This is a genomic window from Streptomyces sp. NPDC041200 (assembly GCF_055591805.1).
Genome location: NZ_JBVIZF010000028.1, coordinates 65,570 through 90,185, shown reverse-complemented (window position 1 = coordinate 90,185; position 24,616 = coordinate 65,570). Strand labels below are relative to the sequence as shown.

Annotated in this window: 2 protein-coding genes and 1 pseudogene; all 3 read left to right on the top strand. The window is 73.7% G+C overall.

Going from position 1 to position 24,616, the window contains the following annotated elements; translation table 11 throughout:
* Positions 1–3,711: type I polyketide synthase (locus tag ACZ6CL_RS34630; protein WP_468943309.1), on the top strand; the 3,711-nt coding region annotated here is incomplete at its 5' end.
* Between the two features lie 85 nt (positions 3,712–3,796).
* Positions 3,797–8,743, top strand: a pseudogene (locus ACZ6CL_RS34625) (type I polyketide synthase); the annotation flags it as partial.
* A 261-nt stretch (positions 8,744–9,004) separates the two neighbouring features.
* The gene (locus tag ACZ6CL_RS34620) at positions 9,005–24,604 is read left to right on the top strand and encodes a type I polyketide synthase (RefSeq protein ID WP_468943307.1); all 15,600 of its coding nucleotides are present in this window, start codon (positions 9,005–9,007) and stop codon (positions 24,602–24,604) included.
* The last annotated feature ends 12 nt before the right edge of the window (positions 24,605–24,616 follow it).

The following is a 24,616-nucleotide window of genomic DNA, read 5'->3' as shown; positions in this document are numbered from 1 at the left end:
GTGGCGCTGTTCCGTCTCGTCGAGGCGTGGGGCCTGAAGCCGGACTTCCTGTCCGGGCACTCCATCGGCGAGCTGGCCGCCGCGCAGGTGGCGGGCGTGCTGTCGCTCGCGGACGCGTGCACCCTCGTGGCCGCTCGTGGTCGGCTGATGCAGGAGCTGCCCGCCGGTGGCGCGATGATCGCCGTCCAGGCCTCCGAGGACGAGGTACTGCCGCTGCTCACCGAGCGCGTCAGCATCGCCGCCCTCAACGGGCCCACGTCCGTGGTCATCGCGGGCGACGAGGACGACGCCGTGCACATCGCGGCTGGTTTCGAGGAGCGGGGTCGTAAGACCAAGCGGCTCACCGTCAGCCACGCGTTCCACTCGCCGCGCATGGACGGCATGCTGGACGCGTTCCGTGAGGTCGCGCAGGGCCTGTCGTACGAGGCCCCGCGCATCCCGATCGTGTCGAACCTGACCGGCGAGGTGGTGTCCGCCGAGGAGATCACCAGCCCGGACTTCTGGGTGCGCCACGTCCGCGAAGCGGTCCGCTTCCTCGATGGTGTGCGTGCTCTGGAGGATCAGGGCGTCACGACGTTCGTGGAGCTGGGCCCGGACGGTGTGCTCACCGCCATGGCGCAGGAGTGCGTCACCGGCGATGACGACGCCGCGTTCGTCTCCGTCTGCCGCAAGGACCGGTCCGAGGCCGAGGCGCTGACGCACGCCGTCGCACGGCTCCACGTCCGTGGCCTGGCCCCGGACTGGGAGGCGTTCTTCGCCGGGACGGGCGCGCGGAAGGTCGGGCTGCCGACGTACGCGTTCCAGCGCAGCCGCTACTGGGTCGACGCCCTGCTGGGCCTGGACGAGGTGGCCTCGGCCGGGCTCGGCTCGGCCGGTCACCCGCTGCTGGGTGCGGCGGTGGAACTGCCCGACGCGGACGCGTTCCTCTTCTCCGGGCGGCTCTCGCTCGCCTCGCACTCCTGGCTGGCGGACCACATGGTGGCTGATACGGCCGTGCTGCCCGGCTCCGCGTTCGTGGAGCTGGCGGTGCGCGCCGGGGACCAGGCGGGCTGTGCGCTGCTGGAGGAACTGGCCCTTGAGGAGCCGCTGATCCTGCCGGAGAGCGGCGGGGTTCAGCTGCGGGTGTCGGTCGGCGAGCCGGACGACGAGGGCCGCCGCCCGCTGGCGGTGTACTCGCGCCCGGAGGGTGCGGAGCAGGACCAGCCGTGGACGCGGCACGCCGGTGGCGTCCTCGCCCCGGCCGGGGCCCCGGCTCCCGTCGCCGAGTTCGCCGTATGGCCGCCCGCCGACGCGGAGCCGGTGGACACCGCCGCGCTGTACGCGGGCATGGCGCGCGCCGGGCTGCTGCACGGCCCGGCGTTCCAGAGCCTGCGCCACGTGTGGCGGCGCGGCGAGGAGCTGTACGCGGAGGTCCGTATCGGCGAGGAGCGGCAGGCGGACGCCGCCCGCTTCGCCCTGCACCCGGCCCTGCTGGACGGTGCGCTCCAGCCGCTGGGGCTGGGCGTGGACGGTGCCGCGGTGGCGGCCACGTGGCGGGGGCTGAGCCTGTACGCGGTGGGCGCCGAGGTGCTGCGCGTGCGGCTGGCCCCGGTGGCGGACGCGGCGGACGGCACGGTGTCGCTCGTGGCCGCCGATGAGGCGGGCGCGCTCGTCGCGTCGGTGGACGCGCTGGCTGTGGCACCGCTCGACACGGACCGGATCGCCGGAGCGGCGACGACAACCGGACGCCAGGACACCCTGTTCCGGGTGGACTGGGCTCCGGTGGCCGCGCCTTCGGACGGCACATCGGCGAGCTTCGCGGTCGTCGGCGGCGACGACCTCAAGCTGAGCGTGGGTCTGGACGCCGCCGGGCACACCGCCACGGTCCACGACGACCTGGCGGCGCTGGACATGGCCGTCGTGATGGACGGGACGGCGCCGGACACGGTCCTGGTCCCCTTCCTGCCCGAGGGCAGTGGCGACCTCGCCGCGGACGCGCACGCGGCCACCCACCGGGCCCTGGGCCTGGTCCAGGAGTGGCTGAACGGCGGCAGGCCCGGCAGTGCCCGGCTGGTGCTGGTCACGCGTGGCGCGGTCGCTGCGGCCGGGGACACCGAGGTCACGGACCTGGCGAACGCGCCCGTGTGGGGACTGCTGCGGTCCGCCCAGACGGAGAACCCGGGGCAGTTCGTCCTCCTCGACGTCGACGGCGAGGTGTCGTACCCGGCCATCGCGGCGGCGCTGGACTCGGACGAACCCGAACTCGCGCTGCGCGCGGGCGCGGCGTACGCACCGCGCCTGGCCCGGGTCGAGGCCCCGGCCGCCGAGGCAGTACCGGACACCACCGAGGGCACCGTCCTGATCACCGGCGCCACCGGCGGTCTGGGCAGGCTGGTGGCCCGTCATCTGGCCACCGCGCACGGCGCCCGCAATCTGCTGCTGACCAGCCGGAGCGGCCCCGCCGCCGACGGCATGACCGAACTGACCGCCGAACTCGCCGAGTTGGGCGCCCAGGCCACCGTCGTCGCCTGCGACGCGGCCGACCGGGAGGCGCTGGCGGCCCTGCTGGCCGGAATTCCGGCCGACCGTCCGCTGACGGCCGTGGTGCACACCGCGGGCGTCCTCGACGACGGGGTCATCGACATGCTGACGCCGGAGCGGATCGACCGCGTCCTGCGGCCGAAGGTCGACGCGGCGGTCAACCTGCACGAACTGACCCGCGACCTGGACCTGTCCGCCTTCGTGCTCTTCTCGGCCGCGGCCGGGACGATCGGCGGCCCGGGCCAGGGCGGTTACGCGGCGGCGAACGTGTTCCTCGACGCGCTCGCCGGACACCGCCGCGCCACCGGCCACACCGCGCAGTCCCTCGTGTGGGGCATGTGGGCCGAGGAGCGGGGCATGGGCGGCAGGCTCGGCGCGGCCGACCTGAAGCGGGCGGCGCGCGGCGGTGTGCTGCCGCTGTCCGCCGACGAGGGCCTGGCCCTGTTCGACGTGGCCCGCGCGGTGCCCGACGAGCCGGTGCTCGTCCCCGTACGGCTCGATCTGGCGACGCTGCGCGGCGCCGCCTCCGCCGGGGAGCTGCTGCCGCTCTACCGCGGCCTGGTGCGCACTCCGGTGCGCCGCGCTGCCGACAGCGGCGGCCCGGCCGTCGCCGAAACGGCGGCCGGGACCGGGGCACAGACCCTGGCCCAGCAGCTGGCGCGGCAGTCGGAGGCCCAGCAGGAGCGCACCGTTCTCGACCTGGTGCGCCGCCAGGTGGCCGCCGTCCTGGGCTACGCGTCGAAGGAGCAGGTGGGCGCCGAGCAGGCGTTCAAGGAGCTGGGCTTCGACTCGCTGACGGCCGTGGAGCTGCGGAACCGGCTGAACGCGGCCACCGGGCTGAAGCTGACGGCGACGCTGGTGTACGACCACCCGACGCCGCTGGCGCTCGCGCGGCAGCTGCGCCACGAGGTGGCGCCGGGGACCGCGGACGCCGGAACGTCCCTCACGGAGGAGCTGGAGCGGCTGGAGAACAGCCTGTCCTCGCTGGCGCCGGAGGATCTGGCGGCGGTCGCGGCGGACGAGGCCGCGCATGCGAACATCACGGTGCGCCTGCAGACGCTGCTGGCGAAGTGGCACGACGTGCGTCGCACCGCGGACGACGACGGGGCGGACGCCGAGGCGGACGCGTTCGAAGAGGTCAGCGATGACGAACTCTTCGACTTCATCGACAAGAGGTTCGGCAACGGCTGAACGCGAACGGCACCCACTCCCGCACCCCCGACGATCCAGAGCACTTGCGAATAGGTGAACGTCCATGGCGACTGCCAACGAAGCCAAGCTCCGCGAATATCTGAAGAAGGTCACCACCGATCTCACCGCCGCCCACCGGCGGCTGCGGGAAGTCGACGACCAGGCCCATGAACCGATCGCCATCGTGGGCATGAGCTGCCGCTTCCCCGGCGGTGTCGACACCCCCGAGGAGCTGTGGCAGCTCATGGCCTCCGGCGGTGAGGCGCAGACGGAGTTCCCGGCCGATCGCGGCTGGGACCTCCAGAGCCTCTTCGACCCGGACCCGGACACCCCGGACACCACCTACACCCGCGAGGGCGGATTCCTCGGCGACGCCACCCGGTTCGACGCGGCGTTCTTCGGGATCTCGCCGCGTGAGGCGCTCGCCATGGACCCGCAGCAGCGGCTGCTGCTGGAGACCTCCTGGGAGGTGTTCGAGCGGGCGGGCATCGACCCGGCCACCCTGCGCGGCAGCCGTACCGGTGTGTTCGCGGGCATGAACGCCTCCGACTACCTGACGGTGGCGCTCGACGCCGAGGACGACTTCGGCGGCCACCTGGGCACGGGCAACGCGAGCAGTGTCGTCTCCGGACGGCTGAGCTACGCCTTCGGCCTGGAGGGCCCGGCCGTCACCGTGGACACCGCCTGCTCCGCGTCCCTGGTGGCGCTGCACCTGGCCGTGCAGTCGCTGCGTCTGGACGAGTGCTCGCTGGCGCTCGCGAGTGGCGTCCACGTGATGTCCACGCCGGGTCTTTTCATCGAGTTCAGCCGCCAGCGCGGGCTGTCGCAGGACGGCCGCTGCAAGGCGTTCTCGGCCGACGCGGACGGCTTCGGCCCGGCCGAGGGTGTGGGCGTCCTGCTGCTGGAGCGGCTGTCGGACGCGCGGAAGAACGGCCACCAGGTGCTCGCGGTCGTCCGTGGCTCCGCCGTCAACCAGGACGGTGCGAGCAATGGTCTGACGGCGCCGAACGGCCCGTCCCAGCGGCGCGTCATCCAGCAGGCGCTGGCCAACGCGCGGCTGTCCGGCGCCGATGTGGACGTGGTCGAGGCGCACGGCACCGGTACGTCGCTGGGCGACCCGATCGAGGCGCAGGCGCTGCTCGCCACCTACGGCACGGACCGCCCCGAGGAACTGCCCCTGCTGCTGGGGTCGGTGAAGTCCAACATCGGCCACACCCAGGGCGCCGCGGGCATCGCGGGCGTGATGAAGATGGTGCTGGCCATGCGGCACGGTGTGGTGCCGGAGTCGCTGCACATCGCCGAGCCGTCCCCGCACATCGACTGGTCGTCGGGTGCGGTCTCGCTGGTCACCTCGGCCACGCCGTGGCCCGAGACGGGCCGTCCGCGCCGCGCGGGCATCTCCTCGTTCGGCTTCAGCGGCACCAACGCGCACACCATCATCGAGCAGGCGCCCGCCGAGGAGCGCGAGCCCGCCGAACTGGTGTCGAAGCAGCCGGGCGTGGTGCCGTGGGTGGTGTCCGGCAAGAGCGAGGCGGCGCTGCGCGCCCAGGCCCGGCGGCTGCTGGACCGCTTCCAGGACGAACCGGCGCTGCGCCCGGTGGACGTGGGCCTGTCGCTGGCCACGACCCGCGCCGCGCTGGACGTACGCGGTGTCGTCCAGGGCCGGGACCGCGACGAGCTGGTGGCCGGGCTGACCGCGCTCGCCGACGGCGGCCTGGCGGCGGGCGTCGAGCGGGGCTCGGTCGTCGCGGGCCAGACGGCGTTCGTCTTCCCGGGGCAGGGATCCCAGTGGGTGCGGATGGGCGTGGGGCTGATGGACGCCTCGCCGGTGTTCGCGGCCCATGTCGAGGAGTGCGCGGCGGCTCTGGCGGAGTTCACCGACTGGTCGTTGGTGGATGTGCTGCGCGGGGTGGACGGCGCGCCGTCGCTGGACCGGGTGGACGTGGTCCAGCCGGTGCTGTTCGCGGTGATGGTGTCCCTGGCCGAGCTGTGGCGTTCGCTCGGCGTCGAGCCGTCCGCCGTGGTCGGCCACTCGCAGGGCGAGATCGCCGCCGCGTGCGTGGCCGGGATCCTCTCGCTCAAGGACGCGGCGCGTGTGGTGGCGCTGCGCAGCCAGGCGATTGGCCGGGTGCTGGCGGGTCGGGGCGGCATGGTGTCGGTGGCGCTTCCGGTGTCGGAGGTGCGGGAGCGGATCGCGCCGTGGGGCGAGGAGCGGATCTCGGTGGCGGCCGTGAATGGGCCCTCGGCGGTGGTGGTTTCGGGTGAGCCGGCCGCGCTGGATGAGCTGCTGGTGTCGTGTGAGGCGGATGAGGTCCGGGCGCGTCGGGTGCCGGTGGATTACGCGTCGCACTCCGCGCAGGTGGAGCTGTTGCGCGACGAGCTGCTGGAGCTGCTGGCCCCCGTCCAGCCCAAGACCGCCCAGGTGCCGTTCTTGTCGACGGTGACGGGGGAGTGGGCCGAGGGTCCGGAGCTGGACGCCGCGTACTGGTTCACCAACCTGCGCCGGACGGTCGAGCTGGAGGGCGCGGTCCGGCGGCTGCTCGACGAGGGCTTCGGCGTGTTCATCGAGTCCAGCGCGCATCCGGTGCTGACGATGGGTGTGCAGGAGACCGCCGAGGATGCCGGGATGGACGCGGCGGCGATCGGGTCGCTGCGCCGCGACGAAGGCGGTCTGGACCGCTTCTGGGCCTCCGTCGGCGAGGCGTGGTCGCGCGGTGTCGCCGTGGACTGGCACGCGGTGTTCGACGGCACGGGAGCCCGCCGTATCGAACTGCCCACCTACGCCTTCCAGCAGCAGCGTTACTGGCCCGAGGCCGGGCCGGGGCGCGTGGCGGGGGAGGCCCGGCACGACGCCGTGGAGGCGAAGTTCTGGGCGGCGGTGGAGGCGGAGGACTGGCAGGCCCTGGCCGCCGAGCTGACCGTCGACGGCGACCAGCCGATGAGCGCCGTCCTGCCCGCCCTCGCCGCGTGGCGCAAGCAGGCCCGCGAGCAGTCCACCGTGGACGGCTGGCGCTACCGCGTGACGTGGCAGCCGCTCGCCGAGGCGCGGTCCGCGCGCCCGGACGGCACCTGGCTCGTCGTCGCGGCCAGCACCGACGACGCGTGGACGGCCGCCGTGACCGGCGCGCTCACCGGACGCGGTGCCGACGTGCGGCAGATCGTGGTGGACCCCGGCACGGACGGCCGCGACCAGCTGACCGAGCGGCTGCGCACCGCGCACGCGGAGGCAGCCGAGGGCGGCTTCACCGGCGTGCTGTCGCTGCTCTCGCACGCGGGGGACGCCGGGGACGCGCATCCGCAGGCCCCCGCCGGAGCCACCGCCCAGCTCGCGCTGATCCAGGCGCTCGGCGACGCCGGAATCGGCGCGCCGCTGTGGTGCCTGACGCGTGGCGCGGTGTCCACCGGCGGCGCCGACCGGCCGGAATGCCCCGAACAGGCCCTCGTCTGGGGCCTGGGCCGGGTGGCCGCGCTGGAACACCTGGAGCGCTGGGGCGGTCTGGTCGACCTGCCCCAGGCACCCGACGAGCAGGCGCTGTGCCGTCTCATGGGGGTTCTCGCCGCCGAGCACGACGAGGACCAGGTGGCGATCCGCGAGGCGGGCGTCTTCGGGCCGCGCCTGGTGCGCGCCCCGCTCGCCGACACGTCCCCCGTACGGTCCTGGAAGCCGTCCGGCACCACGCTGGTCACCGGCGGTACGGGACGGCTCGGCGCGGAGGTCGCCCGCTGGCTGGCCCGCAACGGCGCCGAACACCTGGTGCTGGCGAGCCGCCGGGGCGCGGACGCCCCCGGCGCGGTGGAGCTGGAGGCCGAACTGACCGGCCTCGGCGCCAAGGTCACCGTCGCCGCCTGCGATGTGACCGACCGCGCGGCGCTCGCCGAAACCCTCGCGGCCGTCCCGGCCGACCAGCCGCTGACGGCCGTCATGCACACCGCCGCGGTCATCGAGGACGGTGTGATCGAGGGGCTGGCCCCGGAGCAGGTCGAACGTGTCCTGCGGCTCAAGGTGGACGCCACGCGCCATCTGCACGAGCTGACGAAGGACCTGGACCTGAGCGCGTTCGTGCTGTTCTCGCACTTCTCCGCGACGTTCGGCGCACCGGGCCAGGGCAACCAGGCGCCCGGCAACGCGTTCCTGCACAGCTTCGCCGAGCAGCGCCGCGCGGACGGTCTGCCCGCCACCACCGTGACCTGGGGCCCGTGGGGCGACGGCGGCACGGTGGACGGCGCCACCGGCGACCGGATGCGCCGCCACGGCATCAACGAGATGGCGCCGCTGTCCGCCACCGCCGCACTTCAGCACGCCCTGGACCGGGACGAGACGGCGCTCACCGTCATCGCCATGGACTGGCGCCGCTTCACCCTGGCCTTCACCGCCGACCGGCCGCGCCCGCTGCTCGACGCGCTGCCCGAGGCGCGCGAGGTGGCCGAGGAGATGCGGGCGGACGCCGCCGAGGAGGCCGCCGCCGGGGACGCGCTGGCCGGTCGGCTCGCCACGCTGCCGGAGACCGAACGGGAGCGGGTGCTGCTGGAGTTGGTGCGCAGCGCGGTCGCCGCCGTGCTGGGACACTCCGGGGCCGAGGCGATCGAGGCGGGCCGGGCGTTCAAGGACCTGGGCTTCGACTCGCTCACCGCGGTCGAACTCCGTAACCGGCTGGGCGCGGCCAGCGGGCTCAAGCTGCCGCCGACGCTGATCTTCGACCACCCGACCCCGGCGGCCGTGGCGGCCCACATGCGGGCCGAGATCGTGCCCGACGCGGCGGCCACCGGCGCCCCGGTGCTCGAAGAACTCGACAAGCTGGAGACCGTGCTCTCCGACAGCGCACCCGACAACATCACCCGGGCGCGCATCACCATGCGCCTCCAGTCGCTGCTGGCGAAGTGGAACGAGTCCGACGACACGGCCGCCCCCGCCGAGCCCGCGGCGGCCCCGTCCGAAGCCCTCGCCCAGGGCGCGACCGAGGCCGATCAGCTTCAGTCGGCCAGCGACGAAGAGCTGTTCGCATTCATCAACAAGGGTCTCGGAAGGGCGTGACGGGAATTCTGCTATTGACGTCGTATCCGATGTCGGACAGGATTTTCCCCACCCTTGAATAGAGTTCTCCAATACCGGCCGCCCCCTATCGATTCCCTGGGTCACCAGGGGGTCGTAGGGGGCAGCTAGGGGTTGTCGAGAGGGTTAACCCGCACATAGGCTCTCGTGGAGAAGTCGACTAATTGGTTGTTGGTTACCGGCTCCCCTGTTGAGGATCTGTGGAGCATTTCCGATGCCGTCTGCCGTAAATGGATTGCGTAAATGGCGAATGAAGAGACGCTGCGGGACTACCTCAAGCTGGTAACGGCGGATCTGCATCAGACTCGCCTCCGCCTGCAAGAGGCCGAGGCGAAGAACCACGACCCCATCGCCATCGTGGGGATCGGCTGCCGTTATCCCGGAGGCGTCCGGTCGCCCGAGGACCTGTGGCGCATCGTCAGCGAAGGCGTCGACGCGGTCAGCGACTTCCCGGTCGACCGCGGGTGGAATGTCGACAGGATGTACCACCCGGACCCGGACCACCCCGGCACCAGTTATGTGCACGAGGGTGGATTCGTCGACGGAATCGCCGACTTCGACCCGTCTCTCTTCGGTATCAGCCCGCGTGAAGCACTCGGCATGGACCCGCAGCAGCGGCTGCTGCTGGAAACCTCCTGGGAAGCCTTCGAACGGGCCGGAATCGACCCGCTTTCGGCGCGCGGCAAGCAGGTCGGCGTCTTCGTCGGCACCAGCAATCACGACTACCTCGGGGCGATCCTCAGCTCCGACGAGAACTTCGAGGGCTACTTCGGCACCGGCAACGCCGCGAGCATCGCCTCCGGCCGCCTCTCGTACACCTTCGGCTTCGAGGGCCCGGCGGTCACCGTCGACACCGCCTGCTCCTCGTCGCTGGTGGCGATCCACCTCGCCGTGCAGGCGCTGCGGCAGGGCGAATGCTCGCTCGCCCTGGCCGGCGGCGCGACCCTGATGTGCGCGCCCGGCGTCTTCGTCGACTACAGCAAGATGCGCGGGCTCGCCTTCGACGGCCGCTCCAAGCCCTTCGCGCCCGAGGCCGACGGCTTCTGCCTCGGCGAGGGCGTCGGCATCCTGCTGGTCGAGCGGCTGTCGGACGCCCAGCGCAGGGGCCACCCGGTGCTCGCCGTGATCCGTGGCTCCGCCGTCAACCAGGACGGCGCGTCCAACGGCCTCACCTCCCCCAACGGCCCCTCCCAGCAGCGCGTCATCCTCCAGGCGCTCGCCAACGCCCGGCTCTCGCCCGACCAGGTCGACGCCGTCGAGGCACATGGCACCGGCACCGCCCTGGGCGACCCGATCGAGGCGCAGGCGCTGCTCGCCACGTACGGCCAGGACCGGCCCGCGGGCAAGCCGCTGCTGATCGGCTCCATCAAGTCCAACATCGGCCACGCCCAGGCGGGCGCCGGTGTCGGCGGTGTCATCAAGATGGTCATGGCCATGCGCCACGGAGCGCTGCCCAAGACCCTCCACCTCACCGAGCCCACCCCGCACGTCGACTGGACCGCCGGGGACGTCGAACTGCTCACCGCCACCCGCGAGTGGCCGCACGACCCGGAGAGCGCCGAGCCGCGCCGGGCGGGCATCTCGTCGTTCGGGATGAGCGGCACCAATGTGCACACCATCCTGGAGGAGCCCCCCGCCCCGGCCACCCCCGCCACAGACGAGACGGGCGCCGGGCACACGGCCGCCGACCAGACGGACGCCGACCGTACGAACGTCGTGCCCGGCCGCGCGGAGCCGGACCCCGCCCAGGCCACGCCGCCCCTCACCCCGGTCGCACTCTCCGGCAAGAACCAGGACGCGCTGCGCGCCCAGGCCGCCCAGCTCCACGCCCACCTGGCCGCGAACCCCGGCTACCGGCCCGCCGACATCGGCTACTCGCAGGCCGTCACCCGCGCAGCCCTCGACCGCCGCGCCGTGGTCGCCGCCGCCGACCGGGACGAACTGCTCGCGGGCCTCGAAGCGCTCGCCGGCGGCCGCCACCACTCCGAGGTCACCGAGGGTCTGGCAGCCGAGGGCAACCTCGCGTTCCTCTTCACCGGCCAGGGCAGCCAGCGGCTCGGCATGGGTCGCGAACTGTACGAGAACCACCCGGTGTTCGCCGAAGCGCTGGACGCGGTGTGCACCCAGCTCGACCGTTTCCTCGACCGGCCGCTGAAGGACGTGCTGTTCGGCGACGACGCCGCCGCGCTCGACCGGACCGGCTACACCCAGCCCGCCCTGTTCGCCGTCGAGGTGGCGCTGTTCCGCCTCGTCGAGTCGTGGGGACTGCGGCCCGACTTCCTCTGCGGCCACTCCATCGGCGAGATCGCCGCCGCTCACGTGGCCGGGGTGCTGTCCCTCACCCACGCGTCCGCCCTGGTGGCCGCGCGCAGCCAGCTGATGCAGCAACTCCCCGGCGGCGGAGCGATGATCGCCGTGCAGGCCTCCGAGGACGAGGTGGCGCCGCACCTCACCGAGCGCGTCTCGATCGCCGCGGTGAACGGGCCCGCGTCGGTGGTCATCGCGGGCGACGAGGACGCGGCCGTCGCGATCGCGGCGTCCTTCGAGGAGCGGGGCCGCAAGACCAAGCGGCTCACGGTCAGCCACGCGTTCCACTCCCCGCACATGGACGCGATGCTGGACAACTTCCGCCAGGTCGCCCAGCGCCTCACCTACGAGGCCCCGCAGATCCCCATCGTCTCCAACCTCACCGGCGACCTGGTCGGCGCCGACGAGATCACCACGCCCGAGTTCTGGGTGCGTCACGTCCGCGAGGCCGTCCGCTTCCTCGACGGTGTGCGCCGCCTGGAAGACCTCGGCGTGACCACCTTCGTCGAGCTGGGCCCCGACGGGGTGCTCTCGGCCATGGCCCAGGAGTGCGTCACCGAGGCGAAGAACAGGACGTTCGCGTTCCTGCCCGCCCTGCGCCCAGGCCGCCCCGAGACCCGCACGGTGCACCAGGCGCTCGCCCACGCCCACGTCCGCGGCGTGCCCGTCGACTGGACCACGTACTACGCGGGCTCCGGCGCGCGCCGCGTCGACCTGCCCACGTACGCCTTCCAGCGGCAGCGCTACTGGCCCGCCAACCCCTTCACGTACGAGGCCGAGGCCGCCGCCGAGGCGGGTGCGCCGGCCGTCGCCGACGCCCGGTTCTGGGAGGTCGTCCACAGCGAGGACCTGGCCACCCTGGTCGACACCCTCGGGCTCGACGGCGACCAGCCGCTCAGCGAGGTGCTGCCCGCGCTGTCCGCGTGGCGCCACCGCAACCACGTCGACACCACGGTCAACGGCTCGCGCTACCGCACCATGTGGAAGCCGCTGCCGCCGTTCCAGGCCACGCCGCTCACCGGCACCTGGCTCGTCGCCACCCCCGCCGGACACGACGCCCACCCCTGGGTCGCGGGGCCGCTGCGGACCCTGGCCGAACGTGGCATACGCGTCCACCAGATCACCGTCGACGGCACGACGGACGACCGCGCCACGGTCGCCGAACACCTCCGTGCCGCCCTGGAGTCGGACGAGGCGGCGCCTATCGACGGCGTGCTGTCCCTCCTCGGCCTCGACGAGCGCCCGCACACCGCGCATCCCGCGCTCAGCGCCGGACTCGCGGGCACCCTCGCCCTCGTCCAGGCCCTCGGGGACGCCGGTACGGACGCGCCCCTGTGGTCCGCCACCCGTGGCGCCGTCTCCGTCAGCCGCTCCGACCGGCTCACCAGCGCCGTTCAGGCCCAGGTCTGGGGCCTCGGCCGCACCGTCGCCCTCGAACAGCCCGACCTCTGGGCCGGGTCGATCGACCTCCCCGAGACCGCCGACGACCGCTCCCTCGCCCGGCTCGCCGACATCCTCGCCGGGCCCGACGCGCTCCGCGACGAGGACCACCTGGCGATCCGCCCGCAGGGCGTCCACGCCCGCAGGCTGGCCCGCGCGCCGCACCACGAGACCACCGGCGACGGCTGGTCCACCCACGGCACCGCGCTGATCACCGGCGGCACCGGCGCCCTCGGCGCCCACGTCGCCCGCTGGCTGGTCGCCCACGGCACCGACCACGTGCTGCTCGCCGGGCGCCGGGGCCCCGACGCCCCCGGCGCGGCCGAGCTGGCCAACGAACTCACCCGGCAGGGCGCCGAGGTCACCCTCGCCGCCTGCGACGTCGCCGACCGGGACGCGCTCGCCGCGCTCCTCGCGACCGTACCGGCGGAACACCCGCTGACCACCGTCGTCCACGCCGCCGGTGTGCTCGACGACGGCGTACTCGACGCCCAGACCCCGCAGCGGATGGCCGACGTGCTGCGCGCCAAGGCCGACGCCGCGCGCCACTTGGACGAGCTGACCCGTGGACACGACCTGTCCGCGTTCGTGCTGTTCTCCTCCATGGCCGCCACCTTCGGCGCCGCCGGTCAGGCCAACTACGTGGCCGCCAACGCCTACCTCGACGCGCTCGCCGAACAGCGCCGCGCCGAGGGCCTGCCCGCCACCTCCCTCGCCTGGGGCGCCTGGGCCGAGGGCGGCATGGCCACCGACGAACTCGTCGCCGAACGGCTCCGCCAGTCCGGGCTGCCCGCCCTCGCCCCCGAAGCCGCGGCCACCGCGCTGGGCGCCGCGCTCGACCTGGGCGAGACCTTCTCCCTCGTCGTGGACATCGACTGGGACCGCTTCGCGCCCGGCCTCACCGCCAACCGCCCGAACCCGCTGATCGACGACCTCCCCGACGCCCGGCGGGCCCTCGAAGCGGCCCGCGCCGCCGTCGCGGCCACCCCCGGCGCCATGCCCGGAGACGCGTCGTCGCTGGCGCGGCAGCTGGCCGGTGCCGCGACCGACGAGGAACGCGACCAGCTCACCCTGGACTTCGTCCGCACCCAGGTCGCCGCCGTCCTCGGCTACCCAGGGCCGGACTCGGTGGAGCCCAGCCGCGCCTTCCGGGACCTCGGCTTCGACTCGCTCACCGCCGTCGAGATCCGCAACCTGCTCGGCACGCTCACCGGGCTGCGGCTGCCCGCCACCATCATCTTCGACTACCCGACCCCGCTCGCCCTCGCCGACCACCTGCAGGCCGAACTCATCGGCTCGCACCCGGCCGTCACCGGCGCGTCGTCGGTGGGCGTGGCCGTGGACGACGACCCGATCGCGATCGTGGGCATGAGCTGCCGCTTCCCGGGCGGGGTGCGCACGCCGGAGGAGCTGTGGCGGCTGCTGGCCGCCGGGCAGGACGCGGTGGTGGACTTCCCGGCCGACCGTGGCTGGGACGTCGAGTCGCTGTACGACCCGGAGTCGGGAGCCGAGAACACCAGCTATGTGCGCGAGGGCGGATTCCTCGCGGACGCCGCCGAGTTCGACCCCGTCTTCTTCGGGATCTCGCCGCGCGAGGCGCTGGCCATGGACCCGCAGCAGCGGCTGCTGCTGGAGACCTCCTGGGAGGCGTTCGAGCGCGCGGGCATCGACCCGACGACGCTGCGCGGCCAGCAGGTCGGCGTGTTCGCCGGTACGAACGGCCAGGACTACCTGCCCGTGATCCTGTCCGCCCCCGACGGGTCGGAAGGCTTCCTGGGCACGGGCAACGCGGCCAGCGTGTTGTCGGGCCGGGTGTCCTACGCGCTGGGTCTTGAGGGCCCGGCGGTGACGGTGGACACGGCGTGTTCGTCGTCGCTGGTCGCGCTGCACTGGGCGATTCAGGCGCTGCGGGCGGGGGAGTGCTCTCTCGCCCTGGCCGGTGGTGTGACGGTGATGTCGACGCCGGGTTCGTTCGTGGACTTCAGCCGTCAGCGGGGGCTGGCTGCGGATGGCCGTATCAAGGCCTTCGCGGCGGGTGCGGATGGCACCGGTTGGGGTGAGGGTGTCGGCATGCTGCTCGTGGAGCGGCTGTCGGACGCGCGGCGTCATGGCCACGAGGTGCTGGCGGTGGTGCGCGGCAGCGCGATCAACCAGGACGGTGCGTCCAATGGTCTGACGGCGCCGAACGGTCCGTCGCAGCAGCGGGTGATCCGGCAGGCACTGGCCGGTGCCGGTCTGTCGGCCGCCGACGTGGACGCGGTCGAGGCGCACGGTACGGGCACCCGGCTGGGCGACCCGATCGAGGCGCAGGCGCTGCTCGCCACGTACGGCCAGGACCGGGACGCGGACCAGCCGCTGTGGCTGGGCTCCATCAAGTCCAACTTCGGCCACACGCAGGCGGCTGCCGGTGTGGCGGGCGTGATGAAGATGGTGCTGGCGCTGCGGCACGGTGTGCTGCCCCAGACCCTCAACGTGGACGAGCCGACGCCCGAGGTCGACTGGTCGGCGGGCGCGGTCGCGCTGCTGACGGAGGCGCGGGAGTGGCCGGAGACCGGCCGCCCGCGCCGGGCCGCCGTGTCCTCCTTCGGTATCAGCGGCACCAACGCGCACACCATCATCGAGCAGGCTCCCGCTCTTGAGGGGGAAGCCACGAAGGCGCCGCAGGTCGACGGCCCGGCCGCCTGGGTGCTGTCGGCCAAGACCCCCGAAGCGCTGCGCGGCCAGGCCGCACAGCTGCGCGCACACCTCGACTCCCGCCCCGAGCTGGACGGCCGCGACGTGGCGTTCACGCTCGCCACGCGCCGTACGGCGTTCGAGGAGCGGGCCGCACTGGTCGCCGACGACCGGGACGGGCTGCTGACCGCCCTGGACGCGCTGGCGGCGGGCGAGTCCGCCCCGGGCCTGGTCGAGGGCTCGGTGGCGGGCGGCAAGGTGGCGTTCCTGTTCACGGGTCAGGGCAGCCAGCGGCTGGACATGGGCCGTGAGCTGTACGAGACGTACCCGGTGTTCGCGGACGCGCTGGACGAGGTGTGCGCCCATCTGGACGCGCATCTGGAACGGCCGCTGCGGGACGTTCTCTTCGGGGACGACGCCGCCGCGCTGGACCGGACCGGCTACACCCAGCCCGCGCTGTTCGCCATCGAGGTGGCGCTGTTCCGTCTCGTCGAGGCGTGGGGCCTGAAGCCGGACTTCCTGTCCGGGCACTCCATCGGCGAGCTGGCCGCCGCGCAGGTGGCGGGTGTGCTGTCGCTCGCCGATGCGGCTGCGTTGGTGGCGGCGCGCGGCCGTCTGATGCAGGAGCTTCCGGCCGGTGGCGCGATGGTCGCGGTGCAGGCGTCGGAGGACGAGGTGGCGCCGCTGCTCACCGAGCGCGTGAGCATCGCCGCCCTCAACGGACCGTCATCCGTGGTCATCGCCGGTGACGAGGACGCGGCGCTGGAGATCGCGGCGGGCTTCGAGGAGCGGGGTCGTAAGACCAAGCGGCTCACCGTCAGCCACGCGTTCCACTCGCCGCGCATGGACGGCATGCTGGACGCGTTCCGCGAGGTCGCGCAGGGGCTGTCGTACGAGGCCCCGCGCATCCCGATCGTCTCCAACCTCACCGGGGATGTCGTCTCCGCCGAGGAGATCGCGACCGCCGACTTCTGGGTGCGGCATGTCCGCGAGGCGGTGCGGTTCCTCGATGGCGTGCGCACCCTGGAGGCGCAGGGCGTCACCACCTTCATCGAGCTGGGCCCGGACGGTGTGCTCACCGCCATGGCGCAGGAGTGCGTCACCGGCGATGACGAGGCCGTCTTCGCCTCCGTCTGCCGCAAGGACCGCCCCGAGACCGAGGCGCTGACGAACGCCCTCGCGCGGGCGCACGTCCGTGGCGTGGCCGTGGACTGGGCGGCCTTCTACAGCGGTACGGGCGCCACGTCGGTCGAGCTGCCCACGTACGCCTTCCAGCGCCAGCGCTACTGGCCGAAGGTGTCGTCGCTGTTCCTCGGCGACGTGGCCGCAGTGGGTCTGGGCGAGGCCGCGCATCCGCTGCTCGGTGCCAGCGCCGAACTGCCGGACTCGGACGGGGTGTTGTTCACCGGCCGCCTGGCGCTCTCCACCCACCCCTGGCTCGCGGGCCACACGATCCTGGACAGCGTGCTGCTGCCGGGCACCGCGTTCGTGGAGCTGGCGATCCGCGCCGGTGACCAGGTCGGATGTGACTACCTCGAAGAGCTGACCCTCGAAGCGCCGCTGGTCCTGCCCGAGCAGGGCGGCGTTCAGCTGCGGCTTTCGGTGGGCGCGGCCGACGACCTGGGCCGCCGTCCGCTGTCGCTGCACTCGCGCGTCGAGAGCCTGCCCGCCGAGGAGCCGTGGACCCGGCACGCGACCGGTTTCCTGGCGGCGGGCGGGCGCCCGGAGGCGAAGTTCGAGCTGGGCGCCTGGCCGCCCGCCGACGCCACCGAGATCGACCTCGACGGCCGCTACGAAGGCCTGCTGGACATCGGTTTCGCGTACGGCCCGGAGTTCCGGGGCCTGCGCAGGGCGTGGCGGCGCGACGGTGAGGTGTTCGCCGAGGTGGCGCTTCCCGAGGACGTGGCCGAGGACGCCGCCGTATTCGGCCTGCACCCGGCGCTCCTGGACTCCGCCCTCCACGCCATCGGGCTCGACGGCCTTGGCAACACCAACGGCGAGGGGCGGCTGCCGTTCGCATGGACCGGGGTGTCGCTGTACGCGAGCGGCGCGTCGGCGCTGCGCGTCCACCTGGTGCCCTCGGGCAACGACGGGGTGCGGCTGGAGATCGCCGACACCACCGGTGCGCCGGTGGGAGCCGTCGAGACGCTCGGGCTGCGCCCGGTCTCGGCCGCGCGGCTGCGGAGCGCGCGTACCGCGTACCACGACTCGCTGTTCCGCCTGGAGTGGACGGCGGCCGGGTCGGTGGCCATGACGGACACCCCGGCCGATGGCTCGCGGGCGGTTCTGGGCACGGACACGCTGGGGCTCGGTGGTACCGCGTACCCGGACCTCACGGCGCTGGCCGGGTCCCTCGCCTCGGGCACGGCCCCGTCGCCCGAGTACGTGGTCGTGGCGCCGTCCGTGGAACACCACGGCGACGACGTGGCCGAGGGCGCGCACCGCGCCGCCGCCGAGGCCCTCGCCACCGTCCAGCAGTGGCTGGGCGAGGAGCGGTTCGGGGACGCCCCGCTGGTGGTCGTGACCCGTGGCGCGGTGGCCGCCGCCGAGGGTGAGCCGGTGGCGGACCCGGCCGGTGCGGCCGTGTGGGGTCTGCTGCGCTCGGCGCAGTCGGAGAACCCGGGCCGTTTCGTCCTGGTGGATGTGGACGGGCAGGAGGAGTCGGCGGCAGCGCTGCCCGCCGCCGTGGCGACGGGCGAGCCGCAGCTCGCGATCCGCGCGGGCGTGGTGTCGGCGCCACGGCTGGCGCGGGTGGCCGTGGAGCCCGAAGCGGACACCGCCCGTGGGATGGACCCCGAGGGCACGGTGCTGGTGACCGGTGCGTCCGGTTCGCTGGGCGGGCTGGTGGCGCGCCACCTGGTGGCGGAGCGTGGCGTACGGCATCTGCTGCTGGTGAGCCGTCGTGGCGACCAGGCTCCGGGCGCCGCCGAACTCGGCGCCGAGCTGGCCGCGTCGGGCGCCCAGGTGCGCTGGGCCGCGTGTGATGTGGCGGACCGTGGCGCGCTGGCGGAGGTGCTGGGGTCGGTTCCGGCTGAGCATCCGCTGACCGCCGTCGTGCACACGGCCGGTGTGCTGGACGACGGTGTGATCGGCTCGCTGACGCCCGAGCGCATCGACCACGTCATGCGCCCGAAGGTGGACGCGGCCTGGAACCTGCACGAGCTGACCCGGGACCTGGACCTCGCGGCCTTCGTCCTGTTCTCGTCCTCCTCCGGTGTGTTCGGTGGCCCGGGGCAGGGCAACTACGCCGCCTCCAACGTCTTCCTGGACGCGCTCGCGCAGCACCGCGCCGCCCAGGGCCTGCCCGCCACCTCGCTGGCGTGGGGTCTGTGGGCCGGGGCCGGAATGGGCGACACCCTGGACGAGGCCGACATCGCCCGGATGCGGCGGGCCGGACTGCCGCCGCTGCCGGTGGCGGACGGCCTGGCGCTGCTCGACACCGCGCTGACCATGAACGTGGCATCGCTGGTGCCGATGCGGGTGGACCTCGCGGCGCTGCGCGACCAGCCCGCCATCTCGCCCCTCTTCCGCGGCCTGGTGCGCATCCCGGCGCGGCGCGCGGTGGACGCGGTCGCGGCCGGTGGCGACGCCGGGCTGGCCGGTCGGCTGGCCGGGCTGAGCGTGGCGGAGCAGGAGAGGCTGCTGCTGGACCTGGTGCGGGCGCAGGTCGCGACCGTGCTGGGGTACGCGGGTGCGGACACCATTGGTTCCGGGCGGGCGTTCAAGGACCTGGGTTTCGACTCGCTGACCGCCGTTGAGCTGCGTAATCAGCTCAAGGCCGTGACCGGGCTGCGGCTGCCCGCGACGCTCATCTTCGACTACCCGGACCCGCAGGTGCTGGCCCGCCACCTGCGGACCGAGCTGGTGGGCGAGGAGCCGCAGGCGGCGGTGCACACGCCGGTGCCGGTGTCGGCCGCCACCGACGACGATCCGATCGCCATCGTGGCGATGAGCTGCCGCTACCCGGGCGGGGTGACCACCCCCGAGGAGCTGTGGCAGCTGCTCGCCGCGGGCGAGGACGGCATCACGGGCTTCCCGGACAACCGCGGCTGGGACCTCGACGCCCTGTACGACCCGGACCCGGAGACCCCGGGCACCTCGTACGCCCGCGACGGCGGATTCCTGCACGACGCGGCCGAGTTCGACCCGGCGTTCTTCGGGATCTCCCCGCGCGAGGCGCTGGCCATGGACCCGCAGCAGCGGTTGCTGCTGGAGACCACCTGGGAGGCGTTCGAGCGCGCGGGCATCGACCCGTCGTCCGTGCGCGGCAGCAGGACCGGTGTGTTCGCGGGCGTCATGTACCACGACTACGGGTCCCGGCTGCACGCCGTGCCGGACGGGGTCGAGGGCTACCTCGGCACCGGCAGCTCCAGCAGCGTGGTGTCCGGCCGCGTCGCGTACACCTTCGGTCTGGAAGGCCCGGCCGTCACGGTCGACACGGCGTGCTCGTCGTCGCTGGTGGCGCTGCACCTGGCCGCGCAGGCGCTGCGTAACGGCGAATGCTCCCTGGCGCTGGCCGGTGGTGTCACGGTGATGTTCACCCCGGGCACGTTCATCGACTTCAGCCGCCAGCGCGGGCTGGCCCGCGACGGCCGCTGCAAGTCGTTCGCGGCCGCCGCCGACGGCACCGGCTGGGGCGAGGGCGCGGGCATGCTGCTGCTGGAGCGGCTGTCGGACGCCCGTCGCAACGGCCATGAGGTGCTGGCCGTCGTGCGCGGCTCGGCGGTCAACCAGGACGGTGCGTCGAACGGTCTGACGGCGCCGAACGGCCCGTCGCAGCAGCGTGTCATCCGGCAGGCGCTCGCCAACGCCCGTCTGGGCACCGGCGAGGTCGACGTGGTCGAGGCGCACGGTACGGGGACGACGCTGGGCGACCCGATCGAGGCGCAGGCGCTGCTGGCCACCTACGGCCGGGAGCGGGACGCGGAGCAGCAGCCGCTGTGGCTGGGTTCCGTCAAGTCCAACCTGGGCCACACCCAGGCCGCCTCCGGTGTCGCCGGTGTCATCAAGATGGTGCTGGCCATGCGCCACGGTGTGCTCCCGCGAACCCTGCACGTGGACGAGCCGTCGCCGCACGTCGACTGGTCGGCGGGCGCGGTGTCGCTGCTGACGGAGCAGACAAAGTGGCCGGAGACCGGCCGCCCGCGCCGGGCCGCCGTGTCGTCGTTCGGCATCAGCGGCACCAACGCGCACGCCATCATCGAGCAGCCGCCCGCGTCCGAGGCGGTCGAGGCCCCGGCGGACACCGAGGCCCTGCCGTACGTCCCCGTGCTGCTGTCGGCGCGCGGCGAGGACGCCCTGCGCGCCCAGGCGCGGCGACTGCGCTCGCGGATCGCCACCGGGACCTCCGACCTGACCGATCTGGGCTTCTCCCTCGCGACGACCCGTGCCGCGCTCGAACACCGCGTCGCCCTGGTTGCCGACGGCCACGACGAGGTGCTGGACGCGCTGGACGCGCTGGCGCGCGGCGAGCGTCCGGCGGCAGAGCTGCGCGGGGTCGCGGCCGAGGGCAAGGCGGCGTTCCTCTTCACGGGACAGGGCAGCCAGCGGCTCGGCATGGGCCGCGAGCTGTACGAGACGTTCCCGGTGTTCGCGCGGGCCCTGGACGCGGTGTGCGCGGAGCTGGACCAGCACCTTGAACGGCCCCTGCGGGACGTCCTCTTCGGCGAGGACGCCGAGGCGCTGGACCGGACCGGATTCACCCAGCCCGCGCTGTTCGCGGTGGAGGTGGCGCTGTTCCGGCTGGTCGAGGCGTGGGGTGTGCGTGCGGACTTCCTGTCCGGCCACTCCATCGGCGAGCTGGCCGCCGCGCATGTGGCGGGTGTGTTCTCGCTCGCGGACGCGGCGAAGCTGGTGGCGGCGCGTGGCCGTCTGATGCAGGAGCTTCCGGCCGGTGGCGCGATGGTCGCGGTGCAGGCGTCGGAGGACGAGGTGGCGCCGCTGCTCACCGAGCGGGTCAGCATCGCCGCGCTCAACGGCCCGTCGTCCGTGGTCATCGCGGGTGACGACGATGCTGTTGCTGAGATCGCGGCGGGCTTCGAGGCACAGGGTCGTAAGACCAAACGGCTCACCGTCAGCCACGCCTTCCACTCGCCGCGCATGGACGCCATGCTGGCGGACTTCCGCAAGGTCGCGGAGGGTCTGACGTACAACGCCCCGACGATCCCCCTGGTCTCCTGCCTCACCGGCACCGTGGCCACGTCCGACGAGATCCGCATGCCGGACTTCTGGGTCCGCCACGTCCGCGAGTCCGTCCGCTTCGTCGACGGTGTGCGCACCCTGCGCGACAACGGTGTGAGCACCTTCGTGGAACTCGGTCCCGACGGGGTGCTCTCCGCGATGGGTGAGAACTGCCTGGCCGAGATCGAGGAGGACGCGGCAGAGGCCGTGTTCGTCCCCGCCCTGCGCAACGGCCGTCCCGAGGCCCAGGCGCTGGCCACGACCCTCGCCCAGCTCCATGTGCGGGGCGTGGCCCTGGACTGGGCCGCCGTCTACGCCGGTCGCGGCGCCCGCCGCGTCGAGCTGCCCACGTACCCCTTCCAGCGGCAGCGCTACTGGCTCGACGTGGGCATCTCCGCCGAGGACGTGGCCTCCGCGGGCCTCGGCTCGGCGGGCCACCCGCTGCTGGGCGCGGCGGTGGAACTCCCCGACACCGGTGGCTTCGTGTTCACCGGGCGGCTGTCGCTGCTGACCCACCCCTGGCTGGCCGATCACGCCGTCATGGACACCGTCCTGCTGCCCGGCACGGCCTTCGTCGAACTGGCGCTGCGGGCCGGTGAGGAGGCGGGCTGCGACACGGTCGAGGAGCTGACGCTGCAGGCGCCGCTGGTCGTGCCCGAACAGGGCGCCGTCCAGCTGCGGCTGGAGCTGGCGGCGGGCGACGACACTGGACGGCGCCAACTGACCCTGCACTCCCGCCGCGAGGACGTCCCCGCCGACGAGCCGTGGGTACGCCACGCCACCGGCTTCCTCACCCCGAGCGCACCCGCCGAGCAGGTGGAAGACGTCGACCTCGGCGTCTGGCCGCCCACCGGCGCGACCGCCCTCCCGACCGAGGCGTTCTACGAGCACGCGGCCGCCGCCGGGCTCGGCTACGGCCCGGTCTTCCAGGGCCTGCACGAAGCCTGGCGGCGCGGCGACGACCTCTTCGCGACCATCCGGCTGCCGCGTGGCGACGAGCCCGAGGCCGCCTCGTACGGGGTGCATCCCGCGCTGCTGGACGCCGCCCTGCACACCCTCGGCCTCGCCACGCCGGACGCCGGCGGGGAGAGCGAAGGGGCGCGGCTGCCGTTCGCCTGGACGGGCGTGAGGCTGTACGCCGGGGGCGCCGCGTCGCTGCGGGTACGGCTGCGCCCGGCCGCCGAAGGCGTGGCGCTCCACGTCGCGGACGGCACCGGCGCCACCGTCGCCACCATCGACGGTCTGGTGCTGCGCCCGCTGTCGGCCGACCAGGTCAACGCCTCGCGCGCCGCACACCACGAGTCGCTGTTCCGCCCGGAGTGGACGGAGCTGACCACCCCCGCGTCCGCCACCGGCATCCCGCTGGGCGAACGCTGGGTGACCCTCGGCGCCGACGCCGCGTTCACGGCGGCGGGCGAGCGGCTGGATGACTACCCGCATCTGACGGCGCTCACCGACGCCCTCGACGGCACCGCCCCCGACGTGGTGCTCGTGCCCCTCACGGGCGGCGGGGCGTCGCTGCCCGAGGCGGCCAAGGCCGCCGCCCGGGACGCCCTGGACCTCGTCCAGAAGTGGCTGGCCGACCAGCGGTTCGCCGACACCCGCCTGGTGTTCGTGACCCGTGGCGCGGTCGTGGCACGCCCCGGTGAGGACGTCGCCGATCTGACCCGCACCACCGTGTGGGGCCTGGTCAAGTCCGCCCAGTCGGAGAACCCGGGCCGGTTCACACTGGTCGACACCGACGGCACCGACGCCTCGCAGCGGGCGCTGCCGACGGTGCTCGCCACCGACGAACCGCAGCTCGCGCTGCGCTCCGGCACCGCACACGCGTACCGGCTCGCCCGGGTCCCGGCCGAAACGGGCGCGACGGATGACGTGCAGGCGGCTGGTTTCGGCGACCCGCACGGCACCGTGCTGCTCAGCGGCGCGAGCGGCGCCCTGGGCGGGCTCTTCGCCCGCCACCTGGTCGCCGAGCGCGGCGTACGGCGGCTGCTGCTGCTCAGCAGGCGCGGCGGCGACGCCCCCGGCGCGGCCGAACTCGGCGCCGAACTGGGCACGTTGGGTGCCACCGTGACCTGGGCGGCCTGCGACACCGCCGACCGGGACGCCCTGGCCGCCGTCCTCTCCGCGATCCCCGCCGAGCACCCGCTCACCGGCGTGGTGCACACCGCGGGCGTCCTGGACGACGGTGTGATCAGCTCGCTGACCGGTGAGCGGATCGACGCGGTGCTGCGCCCCAAGGTGGACGCCGCGTGGAACCTGCACGAGCTGACCCGCGAGCTGGACCTCTCCGCGTTCGTACTCTTCTCCTCGGCCGCCGGAGCCTTCGGCAGCGCGGGGCAGGGCAACTACGCCGCGGCGAACACCTTCCTGGACGCGCTCGCCCAGCATCGCCACGCCCAGGGCCTGCCCGCGACCTCGCTGGCCTGGGGCCTGTGGGCGGCGGCCGACGGCATGGCGGGCAGCCTGGACACCACCGATGTGGGCCGCATCGCGCGCGGTGGCTTCGAGGCGCTGCCGCAGGACGAGGGCCTGGCCCTGTTTGACTTGACGGACACCCTCTCCGAGGCCGTGCTCGTACCCATCCGCATCGACACCGGCGCGCTGCGCGGCCAGGCCGCCACCGGGCTGCTGCCGCCGCTGCTGCGCGGCCTGGTCCGTACGCCCGTACGGCGCTCCGTCGACACCGGACCCACCGGTGCCGGGACCCCGGCCGACTCCGGATCGCTCACCGAGCGGCTCGCGGGCCTCTCGGACACCGAACGCGACCGGGAACTGCTGGAGGTCGTACGGACCCACGTGGCGGCCGTCCTCGGACACGCCACGCCGGACGACGTCGACGCCGGGCGCGGCTTCCTCGACCTGGGCTTCGACTCGCTCACCGCCGTCGATCTGCGCAACCGACTGGGCGCCGCCGCCGGACTGCGGCTGCCGGTCACGCTGATCTTCGACTACCCGACGCCCACCGCGCTCGCCGGGTATCTGCGCGAGGAACTCGGCCTGGACAGCGCGGACGCACACCCGCCCGTACACGCGGAACTCGACAAGCTCGAAGCGATCCTCGCCACGATCGCACCCGACGACGCCGAGAGCCCCGCCATCACCACCCGCCTGCGGGACCTCCTGTCGAAGTGGAATGAAGCGCACAGTGCTACGGGCAGCCCCGCGGAAGACCGTGAAATCCAGTCCGCGACAGCAGACGAGATCTTCGATCTCCTCGACGACGAGCTCGGGCTCTCCTGACCGGCTCCACAA